Origin of the sequence: Sedimenticola selenatireducens, assembly GCF_007625115.1 — a bacterium.
GTDB lineage: Bacteria > Pseudomonadota > Gammaproteobacteria > Chromatiales > Chromatiaceae > Sedimenticola > Sedimenticola selenatireducens_A.
This window is the reverse complement of the sequence record NZ_VMNH01000008.1, coordinates 58032-70112: the sequence shown is the minus strand read 5'-3', so window position 1 is coordinate 70112 and position 12081 is coordinate 58032. Positions and strand designations below refer to the sequence as shown.

The following is a 12081-nucleotide window of genomic DNA, read 5'->3' as shown; positions in this document are numbered from 1 at the left end:
CTGTAAGCTGCCATCCTGGAATAGATGGGCGTGATCGATATTGCGGCGACGCAGCCATTCAATCAGGCTGGTAACATCGATGACAGAGGCCGGAATTTCTACCTCTTCGGAATCTTTCTGTAACAGTTTTACCAGATAGGTAAAGTAGAGCAATTTGATTTTGCGCGTCCCTTCATGCTCTTTTTGCTCGCCTGCCTTATAGCCCATCTGCTCTAAACGGCTTTGGTAGGCATGCCAGTTTTTCTCCTGATTGACGCCGAGTTCATACAGCGTATCCCAGGAGTAAATGCTGGTGTCATGGCCGTCATCAAACGTGAAACGCACGGCGTATTGACCCTGGGGTTCAATCTGCGTGATGTTGACGGATTCTTTGCCCGTTACCGGATTCTCTAGCGTTCGCACCTCTTTGGCCTTGGCAAAGACGCGCAGGTATTCACAGGGGAGTCTGAAGCTTGCGCCATCAGAAAATTCAATCGCAAGCAGGCGGGACTTGCTGTGAAGATTGATTGCGGTTGGCGTACGGGTCGGCGTTTTATCATTCATGGTACTACTCGTATTCAGTAACGTTTCAGCGGGTGGTCGTTAACCGACAATATCCAGCACCCGGCGTCTAAACTTGACGCCACGGGCCTCCGCAATTTTGCGACAGGCTTCAATATCCACACCCTCCAAGCCATCAATGGCACTGGCGGTCACATCTTTGATGTACTTCGGGGCTTCCGTAACGAATTCGAGCATCTGCTCATAAGATCCGGCCAGGGCTGGTTGGCAGTGTTTGTCATAAACCTCGGCATTCTGGGCGTTGAGTGAGATCGAGAGAGAATCCACGCACTCTGCCATTTCTGGCAGCACGTTACGCTTATTGGCCAAATTGGCCAGCCCGTCGGTATTAACCCGCACTTTCCCACCTTTGGCTTTGATATATCTTGCCACTTCCAGGAGTACTTTAAGTCGTAAGGTGGGTTCGCCATAGCCACAGAACACCACCTCTTTGTACTTGGCTGGATCATCGATGGCCGCAATAACTTCAGCCGCAGAGGGGCGATGATCGAGCGTCAGATCGTATTCATGGACCTGGAGAATACCCTGAGTCTTGGGGCAGAACGCACACTCAAGCGTGCAGCGATCTGTGATGTTCAAGTAGAGGCTGTCGCCAATGATATAACTGAGCTGTTGATTTTCCACGGATATTCGACTGTCGTATAAAAAATGCCATTCTACACTACCCCACATCGGCTAAGAAGGGTGGTTATAGCGTGAGCTACTTTTTCTGGGTGAGTTCATTGCTGAGTCGCTGTGCTAGGCTTTTGAATTGACTAAATCCTTGTTTATCAAGATATTTATGGTCTGATCTGTCTGCGTAGAGTATCCCAAGTGGTCGATTGTTAATGAACAGTGAACTCATGTAAAACCCCCGTGAGTCAAGGGCTATTCGGCCCATTTCACTGATTAGGGGTGTGATTTTTTTTTGATTTTCCCGATTAAGCCAGATGTCCTGTGGTTTTTTCATTATCAGGGTAAACAGATGGTGCTCCCCCATTGGGTGCTGGAATTGTCGTAGTGGAGAGTCCTTGTCGGCACCCACAATAAACTTGGCTCTTAATTGTGTCCGGTCGGGTGTTAGCAAGGCAAACATGACCCGGTCAACCCCGGTGCTTTCGCGGATATCGTGGAATATCCGCATCAATCTACTTTGTAATGGGCTTGAGTTGCTATTTGCGGCTACTTTGTTGATCTGGGGGGGCGTTTTTTCCTGCTGAGTTGAAGCAATCGGGATGGTATCAGAATCAAGCTTCTCCCGATCTTCCTGCTCAACTATCGTAGAAGCCGTCTTTATTGGTCTTTTTATCTCCACTGGTGGGACCACTATTGGCTGAAGCAGGGCATAAGCTGATAGTGGCACAGGCAGGCCCGTCAGGTTTCTTGCGGCACCTGCTGCCAGTGAATGGAAGTCCGCACGACCTTGGTCTGGGCTTTGGCCGAGCAATTCTGCCGCCAGTTCAATCAGGTCCAAGGTCTGTTCAGAATGCCAGTCTTTAGTGCTTGCCCCCGCCAAGGCTGAAGCCAGCATGACGGCTAAGGAGCGAACCTGGAACGCGCCAGCGGGCTTTAACGCATCCACGAGAAGAGGGGGGAGCATCCATCGATCAGCCAGTTGGGCGCTGAGTTCGTTTAATTCGAAACCAAGGATGGTCTGTTCCGCGGTAGAACGATGCATGCCGCGTTTTTCCAATGCAATAATCTGCGACATCTCCTGTTCCGCATAGGCCCAGAGCATCATTTCCCCTAACTCTAATAACAGTGCAGAAATGGCAATTTCGTCGGGATTATTAAGGCGTAACTGCTGCCCCCAGTTGAGTGCATACCAAGCCGCATGCCCAGCACGTGAGTAGCAGGCGTATAGGGCGGCACGTGTTTCACCTTTGAGGAGGTCATTGAGTGCGGGTAATTGATTGCTCGCCCTTGTCATGGGTTCAATGCCCAGCAGCGCTATGGCATGGGCCAGATTGGAGATAGGCTCTTTGGGTGGGTGTGGTAATGCACTGAATGCACGGTATATGGACAGTGAAAAGCCAGGATCTCGGGATATGATCCGCTGTAGATCGGCGTTATTACTGTTTGGGCTGTTAAGCAGCTGCGGGACTCTCGTACGAGTGAGGGCCATCGCTGGGAGTGCTTTTGTGCTTAAACGATCGATCCAGTTGCGAATTGCATGGGTCATGCCTACTACTTCCTTCCTGTATCACCATTCGGGCTGGATACCGAGTTTCCTTTTTAATCGGCTGTTCTATCGGTATCTTAAGGGGAGTTAATTCGGCCTGGCCAAAAACAGCGGGAATTGAGATGAGATGAGTAAGATGCATCGGCGTAATGAGTGCGACAAGATTCTGTTAGTACACGGAATTTGGATGACAGGCATTGAGATGAGCCGATTGCGTTGGTATTTGTCAGGGCATGGTTTTGATGTGGAAACCTTCAGTTATCATTCACTTCGGCGCACGCCGGAAGAAAATGCAGAGCAGTTACAGCAGTTTATAAAGCGCCGCCAATATGAGTGTGTACATCTCGTGGCGCACAGCCTGGGCGGTATTGTCCTGCTCAACCTCTTCGATCGTTACCCTGATCAACCACCTGGCCGCGTAGTGCTCCTGGGTGCTCCCGTTCAGGGAAGTATGGTGGCGAGACGGTTATTCGCTCATCCCTTGACGCGGTGGTTGATCGGTAAGGCCGGGGTGCGTGGTCTGATTGAGGGTGCGCCGCCCTGGCGAGGGCAACGAGAACTCGGGGTGATTGCCGGTACCAGCGGAGTGGGCATGGGCCGCCTGGTGGGCGGATTGTATGGTGAAAGCGATGGCACAGTGATGGTCAGCGAGACACAAATTCCAGCTGCAGTGGCATCCCACAGCCATTCTGTAGGACACATGGGTATGTTGTTTTCCGCACGGGTAGCGAGCGATGTGGCCGGTTTTCTTAAGACGGGCCATTTTTCTGAACAGCAGGCCTGATGGGTCTGGCTATGCGTGAGTAGCCAATTCTTGTATAAATCCTTGCCCTGTTATTTCTGCGTGCTCCCAGGAATGGTAAACTTCGGCCTGATTGTAGTGTGAGAGGAATATTATGGCTGGACACAGTAAATGGGCCAATATTAAGCATAAGAAGGCCGCCAACGATAAGAAACGCGGTAAGATTTGGACTAAGTTGTTACGCGAAGTCACTGTTGCCGCCAAGTCGGGCGGGGGCGAGATAGACACAAACCCTCGGCTGCGGTTGGCTGTTGACAAGGCCAATGGCGCCAATGTCCCCCGTGATACCATTGATCGTGCGGTCAAACGGGGTGCCGGTGGCGACGATACCGATAATTATGACGAGTTGAGATATGAGGGTTATGGCCCGGGTGGGGCGGCTGTTATCGTCGACTGTATGACCGACAATCGTAATCGCACGGCATCAGAAGTACGCCATGCGTTTACCAAATGTGGAGGAAATCTGGGTACTGATGGTTCTGTGGCATACATGTTTAGCAAACAGGGCGTAATCAGTTTCGCACCCGGTGCAGATGAAGATGCGATCATGGAGGCAGCCCTGGAGGCAGGCGCTGAGGATGTGGTGACCAATGATGATGGCTCCATTGATATCACTACCACACCTGAAGATTTCTCCGATGTGCATGACGCGATTCAGGCTGCGGGGTTATCGCCCGATAATGCCGAAGTGACATTCAGTGCCGCCATCAGGGCCGAGTTAGATCAGGAGGCTGCAGAGAAAATGCTGCAGATGATTGATCTACTGGAAGACCTGGATGATGTGCAGGATGTCTATACCAATGCTGATATCTCTGATGAGATCTTGGATGCCCTAGGCTGAGTTAGCGTTATATCAATACGAAACGGAACCGATTATCAACGTCAAGAAACAAAGCGTCTCTGAGTCTGGAAACCCCAATGCCAAAAGACGGATACTGGGGATTGACCCCGGTTCCCGCATTACCGGATACGGCATCATCGAGAGCGATGGTATCCGTAGTAGCCATGTCGCCAGTGGCTGTATACGGATTGCCGAAGAGGCCTTCCCACAACGATTGGGTGAGATTTTTCGTCAATTAACCGAAATAGTATCGGCTTATCAGCCCACCGAAATGGCTATTGAACAGGTATTTATGGCCAAGAACGCCTCATCGGCACTGAAGCTGGGGCAGGCGCGCGGAGCGGCTATATGTGCCTGTGTCGTGGCGGGTCTGCCGGTGTTTGAATATGCACCCAGGGCCATCAAACAGGCGGTGGTTGGATCGGGTAGTGCTGACAAGGATCAGGTGCAACACATGATTAAGCATATTCTGCAAATCAAGGATCGACTGACGTCTGATCAGTCGGATGCGCTGGCCGTGGCAATCAGCCATGCTCATGCCAACAGCACGCTGCTCCTCCTGGCTCGCTCCAGCAAAGGGGGGTGGGGACGATGATAGGACGCCTCAGGGGTGAGCTGGTCTACAAGCAGCCACCGTTCCTTATGGTGGATGTTAACGGTGTCGGTTATGAACTTGAGGCACCCATGTCGACCTTCTATGATCTGCCACTGCAAGGCGGGCAGGTTACGCTGTTTACCCATCTTGCCATACGTGAAGACGCCCATGTGCTGTATGGCTTTATCAGTGATTCAGAACGGGCGCTGTTCCGTACTCTTCTGAAGGTGAGCGGTGTTGGGGCCAAGATGGCGCTGGCGATTCTTTCCGGCATGAGTGCTGAAGAGTTTGCGCTTTGCATCCAGCGGGATGACACGGCGGCTCTGGTACGGCTTCCCGGTATCGGCAAGAAGACGGCAGAGCGATTGATTGTGGAGATGCGTGATCGTCTGGACCGGATAGAGCCCGTCTCTGGTGTGAGTTTACCAAGGGCGCAGTCAACAGGCGTGGCCGTTGAAACACCACAGTCTGATGCACTAGGGGCACTCATCGCGTTGGGTTACAAACCGAATGATGCCAGTCGTATGGTGCGCTCGGTCGAGTGTGAGAATCTCTCCAGCGAAGAGATTATTCGATTGGCCCTGAGAGCGGTGGTGACAAAATCCTAATGAGTGATAACGCTCGCATTATCAGCCCAGAAGCGGAAGCCGATGACGCTGCTTTAGATCGCGCTATTCGTCCGCGTTACCTCATCGACTACGTGGGGCAACCGGTTGTGCGTGAGCAAATGGAGATCTTTATTCCGGCAGCCAAGGCACGGGGTGAGGCGTTGGATCATGTCCTGATCTTTGGGCCACCTGGCCTTGGAAAGACCACATTGGCCCATATTATCGCCAATGAGATGGGTGTGAATATGCGGCAGACATCGGGGCCTGTGTTGGAAAAACCGGGTGACCTGGCGGCCTTGCTGACCAATCTTGAACCCCATGATGTGCTGTTTGTGGATGAGATTCATCGGCTGAGTCCCGTGGTGGAGGAGGTGTTGTACCCCGCCATGGAGGATTATCAATTGGACATCATGATTGGAGAGGGTCCTGCTGCCCGTTCTATCAAACTCGATCTCCCACCATTCACTCTGGTGGGTGCAACAACACGCGCCGGATTGCTCACATCACCGCTGCGAGATCGCTTTGGCATCGTACAGCGACTTGAGTTTTACTCAGATAAGGATTTGACCCACATTGTCAAACGATCGGCGGGTATTTTGAATATTGAAACAGATGTCGCGGGTGCCGCCGAGATCGCCTGCCGCTCGCGGGGTACGCCGCGTATTGCTAATCGTCTGTTACGTCGCGTAAGGGATTATGCCCAGGTAAAGGCAGAGGGTAAGGTGACTGTTGAGGTGGCTGACAGTGCCCTGAGTATGCTGAAAGTGGATGGCAGTGGTTTTGATATCATGGATCGCAAGCTGCTGAGCGCCATAATCAACAAGTTTGATGGTGGGCCGGTGGGGGTAGATAGTTTGGCCGCCGCCATTGGTGAGGAGCGGGGAACCATTGAAGATGTCCTTGAGCCATATCTGATACAGCAGGGTTTTATGATGCGTACTCCACGCGGACGGGTGGCGACAAATGCGGCGTATCTGCATTTTGGCCTTGCCCCCAAAAAAGCGGCTGAAGATGAGAGTGGCTCAGGTGCCTTGTTTTAATTTTTTGGCGAAACGATGGATGATCAATGACTGAATTTTCTAATCGCGCTCAAATAAAACCATAAAAATGACGGTATTTTTTAAATTGTGACATTCATGAAGGAATTTCTCTGGCCGGTAAGGGTCTACTACGAAGACACGGATTCAGGGGGTGTGGTCTATTACGCCAACTACCTCAAATATATGGAACGGGGACGTACCGAATGGCTGAGAAACCTTGGCTTTGAACAGGATGAACTGCGTGCAAAAGAAGGCGTCCTGTTTGCTGTTCGCAAGGTTGAGGTCGATTTTAAGTCACCCGCCCGTTTTAATGACAAGTTACATGTGAGTGCGCGAATTGTTTCAAGGGGAAAAGCCAGTTTGATCTTTCAGCAGGAAATTATATTGGATGCTGATGGTAGCGTCTTGTGCAGTGGTATTGTCAAGATCGCCTGCATTGCTGCGGAGAGCTTTCGTTCCACCCCTATTCCCAATGCCCTTCTTTCGGTGATTACTGATGGCGTCTGATCTCTCTTTTATTTCACTTGTCTTGGCAGCCAGTCCGCTGGTCCAGTTGGTGATGGCGGCATTGATGCTTGCATCAGTGATCTCTTGGACAATGATTTTTGATCGTGCCAGAGTACTCAAGCGTGCCCGCCAGGCAGCAGACCGGTTTGAAAAGCGCTTCTGGTCTGGCGGTGATCTGGGTGAACTTTATCGTGCTGTCGATAATGAAAATGGCCAGGCCACGGGTATGGCCAATATTTTTCATGCCGGTTTCAGAGAATTTGCCCGGTTGAAAAAGAACCCTGATATTGAACCGATGGCTGTAGTCGAAGGGGCGCGTCGCACTATGCATGTCGCCATGAACCGGGAGATGGATGGCCTGGAGAATAACCTGTCGTTTCTGGCTACCGTGGGTTCCACCAGTCCCTATGTCGGTCTTTTTGGTACCGTATGGGGCATTATGAACTCCTTTCATGCCCTGGGTAATGTTAAACAGGCCACGCTGTCACTGGTTGCACCGGGAATTGCCGAGGCGCTGATCGCTACGGCAATGGGTCTGTTTGCGGCCATTCCGGCGGTGGTCGCCTACAATCGCTACTCCAATGATGTTGAGCGTCTGAATGGCCGTTATGAAGATTTTCTGGATGAGTTCACCACCATTCTTCAACGGCAGGCCCATGTTCAATAAGGCAGATACTCAGAGTGTGCAGACATGAGCCGGCAGAAAAAAAGCCGCCGCCCGATGTCGGAGATCAATGTGGTTCCCTACATTGATGTGATGCTGGTGCTGCTGGTGATTTTTATGATTACGGCACCCTTGCTAACCCAGGGCGTCAAGGTGGACCTCCCTCAGGCCGACTCTGAACCGCTGCCAGCAGAAATGGATGATCCGGTTGTGGTCTCTGTGAACGCGGCTGGTGAGTTGTTTATCGATGTGGGCGAGGGCAAGGACACCCCGGTAGATTCGGAAACCCTGGTAACCCGCATTGCTGCCGTCCTCGCCTACAAACCCAAAACGCCGATCATGGTTAAAGGGGATCGTAATGTGGATTATGGTCAGGTAGTCCGAGCCATGGTGCTGATACAGCAGGCGGGTGCGCCCAATGTAGGGTTGATCACCGAGACACCCGAGCGTTAAACAGGCGATGTTACAGATTCTAAAACGTAATCCGATGGCGGCGATAATCGCTGTGGTAATGCATCTGTTGATCATCTTGTTTATGGTGGTTGGGGTGGATTGGCTGGAAAAACCAAGACAGCCTAAATCGACTGTCGAGGTAGTCCAGGCCCGTGTGATAGATTCGGATAAAGTGCGTGAACAGGTACAGAAGCTAAAGCAGGATGAAGAGCGAAAGAAGGACGAACAGGCTACAGCCCGTAAAAAAGAGGAGCGGCGCCTGGAAGAGCTGAAGCAGAAACAGCTTGCTGAGCAGCAAAGGTTGGCCGAGCTCGAGAAGCAGCGCCAGAACGAAGAGAAAAAACGCCAGGAAGCAAAAAAAGAGCGCCTCGAAGAGGAGTCGCGTCGGCAGAAGGCAGAGCAGCAGCGCAAAGAGGCCGAGAAGAAACAGCAGGTAGAAGATCAGCGGCGTAAAGAGATTGAAGCCAAGCGGGTTGCGGAAGAGAAGGCGCTCCAAGAGCAGGAAGCGAAGCGGGCCGCCGAAAAGAAAAAGCAGCAGGAGGCCGAAGCCAAGAAGGCCGCGGAAGAGAAGAAGCGTAAGGCAGAAGAGGCCAAACGCCAAGCTGAAGCAGAAAAAAAGCGTAAGGCTGAACTAGCGCAGAAACGAAAAGAAGCTGAGCAGAAGCGATTAGCCGCTGAGGCACAGAAGGCCAGAGAGGACGAACTACTGGCCGCTATGGAAGCAGAACATAATGCGCGTGAAGTGGATCGCTACATCATCCAGATCTCCCAGAAGGTGGTTCGCTCCTGGTTGCGGCCTTCGGGAATCAGTGATGGCCTGAAGTGTACCCTGCGTGTTCGTCTGGCGCCTGGAGGGACCGTGTTGGCGGTGAGTGTCACCAACAGCAGCGGCAATGGTGCATTTGATCGCTCTGCTACTGCGGCTGTCTACAAGGCGGAACCTCTGCCGGTTCCAACGGGTACGCTGTTTGAACAGTTCCGTGATATTAACTTTGAATTTGATCCAAACAGATAATGACTATGATGAAACGAATTACGAGTTTATTGCTCCTGCTGTTCTGGGCCGTGCAGGCCAGTGCCGCTCCACTGACTATTGAAATTACTGAAGGCGCAGAGGGTGCGCTCCCGATTGCCGTGGTGCCTTTCGGTTGGGCTGGGCCGGGAGCATTAGCCATTGGATCAGAGATCGCTGAGATTGTCCGCAGTGACTTACAACGCAGTGGACGGTTTGCGGCACTACCTGTAAAGGATATGTTGGCACGGCCTCAGTCTGATGCCGATGTAGAGTTTCGCGATTGGAAAGTGCTGGGGATGGACAACCTGGTCGTGGGCCAGGTTCGGCCCAATGGACAAGGCGGGTTTCTGGTCCGATTTCAGCTATTTGATGTATTCAAGGGAGAGCAGTTAATTGGCTATAACTTCCCCACCACTCACCGTGATTTGCGGTCCACCGCCCACAAGATCGCCGATATTATCTATGAGAAATTGACCGGCCAGCCGGGGGCGTTTGATACTCGTATTGCGTATGTCGTGTCGACTAACAAAGCCGATGGCACCCAGGAAGTATCCTTGAAGGTGGCCGATGCAGATGGGTTTGAACCACAGACGATTGTGACCTCATCAGAACCCCTGATGTCACCCTCATGGTCACCTGATGGGCGTCGGCTGGCTTATGTCTCGTTCGAACAAAAAAAGGCCTCGATCTACATTCAGGAAGTGTTTACCGGGCGTCGTCAAAAGGTCGCCTCGTTCAAGGGCATCAATGGTGCTCCAGCCTGGTCACCCGATGGCCGTAATATGGCGCTGACCTTATCCAAGGACGGCAACCCAGAGATCTATGTCCTTAACCTCAATAAGAACAGCCTGAATCGACTGACCAATCACTATGCCATTGATACCGAACCCGCCTGGTCGCCGGATGGTCGTTATGTGATTTTTACTTCCGACCGCGGCGGTAAGCCACAGATCTATAGAGTCCCTGCCTTTGGGGGTAAGGTGACACGGGTAACCTTTGAGGGCAGCTACAATGCTCGCGCCTCCTATGCACCGGATGGAGAGTCCCTGACATTGGTGACACGCCAGGGCGGAGATTTTCGTATAGCGGTGCTTAATTTGTCGAATAATGCCCTGCAGGTGCTGAGTGATGGTCGGTTGGATGAATCGCCGAGTTTCGCACCGAACGGCAGCATGATAATTTACGCCACCAAGATTAATGGCAAAGGTGAGTTAGCCGCTGTTTCGGTAGACGGCAGCATCCGGCAGCGCTTGGCCCTTCAGGAAGGGGATGTGAGAGAGCCGGTCTGGTCACCTTATACTAAAACCAACAGGAGAAACCAATGAAACTGAGTACGCTAAAGTTTGCCCCCGTTCTGGCATTATCACTGCTGCTTGCGGGTTGTGCTGGAATGCCGGGAATGTCTGGAAGCGATACCAAAGAGGGGGCTCCTGTTGCTGATGCAGGTGCCGGCGATGGTTCATCGAGCGGTGCTCAAACCTCCGGGATGCAGGAGGGCGGTGCCTGGACGGGTAGTCCGTTAGAAAATCCGGATAGCCTGCTCTATACCAAGGTCATCTATTTTGATTACGACAGTGATGAGGTGCGCGCAGATTACCGGGATGCGGTATTGGCTCACGGTGGGTATCTGGCCGCGAATCCTGCAGTAACAGCCACCATTGAGGGACATGCCGATGAGCGTGGTTCTCGTGAGTATAATATTGCATTAGGCGAGCGTCGGGCGAATGGCATTAAACGCTTGCTGATGGCTCAGGGTGCTGCAGAAAACCAGATAATTACCATCAGTTATGGTGAAGAGCGTCCGGCGGCAATGGGTTCTGGGGAGACCTCCTGGGAGCTGAATCGTCGCGCCGAATTTGTTTATTGATAGTGATTCACTTCTGCCCATCTCCCGGTGGGCAGGAGACATGGTTTGGGAGTAATAATGTTTAGTAAATTTCCCCAGAGCTTGTTGATAGCCCTGTTTCTGATTGCGCCGATGGGTACCCTGCAGGCTCAGCAAAAGGCGGCAAAGTTGACGCCGGAGCAGGAGCAGTCACGAAAGATTGAGTTGTTAGAGCGTAAAGTGTCGGCGATGTCTGACCTTCTGCTGCAGGTAGACGCCTTGCAGCGTGAAGTTCAACAGCTTCGGGGCGAGATCGAAGTACAGAATCATGCCATGGATGCCTTGAAGAAACGTCAGCGTGATTTATATCTCGATGTCGATCAGCGCCTGAATCAACTGTCACATGGCAGTGGCTCTACACCTGTGTTGGCCCCACAGAATGCCTTGGCTGATACGGAACCTGCTGCTCCGGCGGCAGGCCCCGCGCCGGTAGCTGACAGTAATCCAGATGATGCGAAGCCTCCGCTTCAAGACGCAAACAATTCGCAAGTACCACCGCAATCTCAGCCGGCAATAGCGGCTCCCATAGATACTGTCGCCGAAGAAGCCGCCTATAAAGCGGCCTTTGGTCTGCTCATGCAGCGTCGTTATGGCGAGGCACGTCAGGCCTTCCAGGATTTCTTGGGTCGCTATAAAGAGGGCAGTTATGCGGATAATGCCCAGTATTGGTTGGCGGAAGCGAGTTATGTGACGCGAGATTTTGATCGAGCTTTGGTTGATTTTCAAACAGTTATCAGCGATTACCCTAACAGCAGCAAAGTTCCTGACGCCATGCTGAAGAGCAGCTTTATCCACTATGAGAAAAAACAGTGGGCCGAATCGCGTGATCTGCTGCAGAGGTTGGTTACGCTCTATCCCAGCTCTACAGCGAGTCGCTTGGCAACCAAACGGCTTGACCGTTTACAGGCGGAAGGGCACTAGGCGGTTTATACTGCCTGTCAATAGAGTG

Annotated in this window: 15 protein-coding genes and 1 pseudogene; 12 read left to right on the top strand and 4 right to left on the bottom strand. The window is 52.2% G+C overall.

Going from position 1 to position 12081, the window contains the following annotated elements; all coding sequences use genetic code 11:
• Positions 1-174: 174 nt before the first annotated feature.
• The 3 genes and pseudogenes from FHP88_RS19490 to FHP88_RS08620 form a co-directional block, all read right to left on the bottom strand.
• A pseudogene (locus tag FHP88_RS19490) lies at positions 175-543 on the bottom strand (gamma-butyrobetaine hydroxylase-like domain-containing protein); the annotation flags it as partial.
• 39 nt (positions 544-582) lie between these two features.
• Complete coding sequence (locus tag FHP88_RS08625; protein WP_260843211.1) at positions 583-1185, bottom strand: TatD family nuclease-associated radical SAM protein; 603 nt, start codon at positions 1183-1185, stop codon at positions 583-585.
• A gap of 76 nt (positions 1186-1261) precedes the next feature.
• On the bottom strand, positions 1262-2722 hold the full coding sequence (locus FHP88_RS08620) for an HDOD domain-containing protein (RefSeq protein ID WP_144358636.1): 1461 nt from the start codon (positions 2720-2722) through the stop codon (positions 1262-1264).
• 127 nt (positions 2723-2849) lie between these two features.
• Between FHP88_RS08620 and FHP88_RS08615 the strand changes: the two genes are divergently transcribed.
• Both FHP88_RS08615 and FHP88_RS08610 read left to right on the top strand, forming a co-directional pair.
• The gene (locus FHP88_RS08615) at positions 2850-3506 is read left to right on the top strand and encodes an alpha/beta hydrolase (protein ID WP_260843209.1); all 657 of its coding nucleotides are present in this window, start codon (positions 2850-2852) and stop codon (positions 3504-3506) included.
• A gap of 112 nt (positions 3507-3618) precedes the next feature.
• Complete coding sequence (locus FHP88_RS08610) at positions 3619-4365, top strand: YebC/PmpR family DNA-binding transcriptional regulator (protein ID WP_144358635.1); 747 nt, start codon at positions 3619-3621, stop codon at positions 4363-4365.
• A gap of 7 nt (positions 4366-4372) precedes the next feature.
• On the opposite strand, the gene FHP88_RS19340 is transcribed toward FHP88_RS08610, so the two are convergent.
• A complete protein-coding gene (locus FHP88_RS19340) occupies positions 4373-4600 on the bottom strand; it encodes a hypothetical protein (RefSeq protein WP_260843208.1) in 228 nt (75 codons plus the stop codon).
• Here FHP88_RS19340 and ruvC point away from each other — a divergent pair.
• From ruvC to ybgF, 10 genes are all read left to right on the top strand, one after another.
• Entirely contained in the window at positions 4499-4960 is a 462-nt protein-coding gene (ruvC, locus tag FHP88_RS08605) for a crossover junction endodeoxyribonuclease RuvC (protein ID WP_260843218.1), read from the top strand. The genes FHP88_RS19340 and ruvC overlap by 102 nt on opposite strands.
• Positions 4957-5568, top strand: a complete 612-nt coding sequence (ruvA, locus tag FHP88_RS08600) for a Holliday junction branch migration protein RuvA (RefSeq protein ID WP_144358633.1) — start codon at positions 4957-4959, stop codon at positions 5566-5568. The genes ruvC and ruvA overlap by 4 nt, the downstream gene beginning before the upstream one ends.
• On the top strand, positions 5568-6608 hold the full coding sequence (ruvB, locus tag FHP88_RS08595) for a Holliday junction branch migration DNA helicase RuvB (RefSeq protein WP_144358632.1): 1041 nt from the start codon (positions 5568-5570) through the stop codon (positions 6606-6608). The genes ruvA and ruvB overlap by 1 nt, the downstream gene beginning before the upstream one ends.
• Before the next feature lie 96 nt (positions 6609-6704).
• Positions 6705-7115, top strand: coding sequence for a tol-pal system-associated acyl-CoA thioesterase (gene ybgC / locus FHP88_RS08590; protein WP_144358631.1), 411 nt, complete (start codon positions 6705-6707; stop codon positions 7113-7115).
• Entirely contained in the window at positions 7105-7782 is a 678-nt protein-coding gene (tolQ, locus tag FHP88_RS08585) for a protein TolQ (protein WP_144358630.1), read from the top strand. The genes ybgC and tolQ overlap by 11 nt, the downstream gene beginning before the upstream one ends.
• Positions 7783-7806: 24 nt before the next feature.
• Positions 7807-8232 carry a protein TolR gene (tolR, locus tag FHP88_RS08580; RefSeq protein ID WP_144358629.1) on the top strand — a complete coding sequence of 142 codons (426 nt, stop codon included), beginning with the start codon at positions 7807-7809 and terminating at the stop codon, positions 8230-8232.
• A 7-nt stretch (positions 8233-8239) separates the two neighbouring features.
• A complete protein-coding gene (gene tolA, locus FHP88_RS08575; protein WP_144358628.1) occupies positions 8240-9247 on the top strand; it encodes a cell envelope integrity protein TolA in 1008 nt (335 codons plus the stop codon).
• Between the two features lie 5 nt (positions 9248-9252).
• A complete protein-coding gene (tolB, locus tag FHP88_RS08570; RefSeq protein ID WP_260843206.1) occupies positions 9253-10572 on the top strand; it encodes a Tol-Pal system beta propeller repeat protein TolB in 1320 nt (439 codons plus the stop codon).
• Entirely contained in the window at positions 10569-11114 is a 546-nt protein-coding gene (pal, locus tag FHP88_RS08565) for a peptidoglycan-associated lipoprotein Pal (RefSeq protein ID WP_144358626.1), read from the top strand. Before tolB ends, pal begins: the two co-directional genes overlap by 4 nt.
• A 57-nt stretch (positions 11115-11171) precedes the next feature.
• The gene (gene ybgF / locus FHP88_RS08560; protein WP_144358625.1) at positions 11172-12053 is read left to right on the top strand and encodes a tol-pal system protein YbgF; all 882 of its coding nucleotides are present in this window, start codon (positions 11172-11174) and stop codon (positions 12051-12053) included.
• The last annotated feature ends 28 nt before the right edge of the window (positions 12054-12081 follow it).

Bases quoted from the DNA above. Each gene is read 5' to 3' on its own strand.
- FHP88_RS08620 (WP_144358636.1), bottom strand. From the start codon at position 2,722: ATGACCCATGCAATTCGCAACTGGATCGATCGTTTAAGCACAAAAGCA.
- FHP88_RS08615 (WP_260843209.1), top strand. From the start codon at position 2,850: ATGAGTAAGATGCATCGGCGTAATGAGTGCGACAAGATTCTGTTAGTA.
- FHP88_RS08610 (WP_144358635.1), top strand. From the start codon at position 3,619: ATGGCTGGACACAGTAAATGGGCCAATATTAAGCATAAGAAGGCCGCC.
- ruvA (WP_144358633.1), top strand. From the start codon at position 4,957: ATGATAGGACGCCTCAGGGGTGAGCTGGTCTACAAGCAGCCACCGTTC.
- ruvB (WP_144358632.1), top strand. From the start codon at position 5,568: ATGAGTGATAACGCTCGCATTATCAGCCCAGAAGCGGAAGCCGATGAC.
- ybgC (WP_144358631.1), top strand. From the start codon at position 6,705: ATGAAGGAATTTCTCTGGCCGGTAAGGGTCTACTACGAAGACACGGAT.
- tolQ (WP_144358630.1), top strand. From the start codon at position 7,105: ATGGCGTCTGATCTCTCTTTTATTTCACTTGTCTTGGCAGCCAGTCCG.
- tolR (WP_144358629.1), top strand. From the start codon at position 7,807: ATGAGCCGGCAGAAAAAAAGCCGCCGCCCGATGTCGGAGATCAATGTG.
- tolA (WP_144358628.1), top strand. From the start codon at position 8,240: ATGTTACAGATTCTAAAACGTAATCCGATGGCGGCGATAATCGCTGTG.
- tolB (WP_260843206.1), top strand. From the start codon at position 9,253: ATGATGAAACGAATTACGAGTTTATTGCTCCTGCTGTTCTGGGCCGTG.
- pal (WP_144358626.1), top strand. From the start codon at position 10,569: ATGAAACTGAGTACGCTAAAGTTTGCCCCCGTTCTGGCATTATCACTG.
- ybgF (WP_144358625.1), top strand. From the start codon at position 11,172: ATGTTTAGTAAATTTCCCCAGAGCTTGTTGATAGCCCTGTTTCTGATT.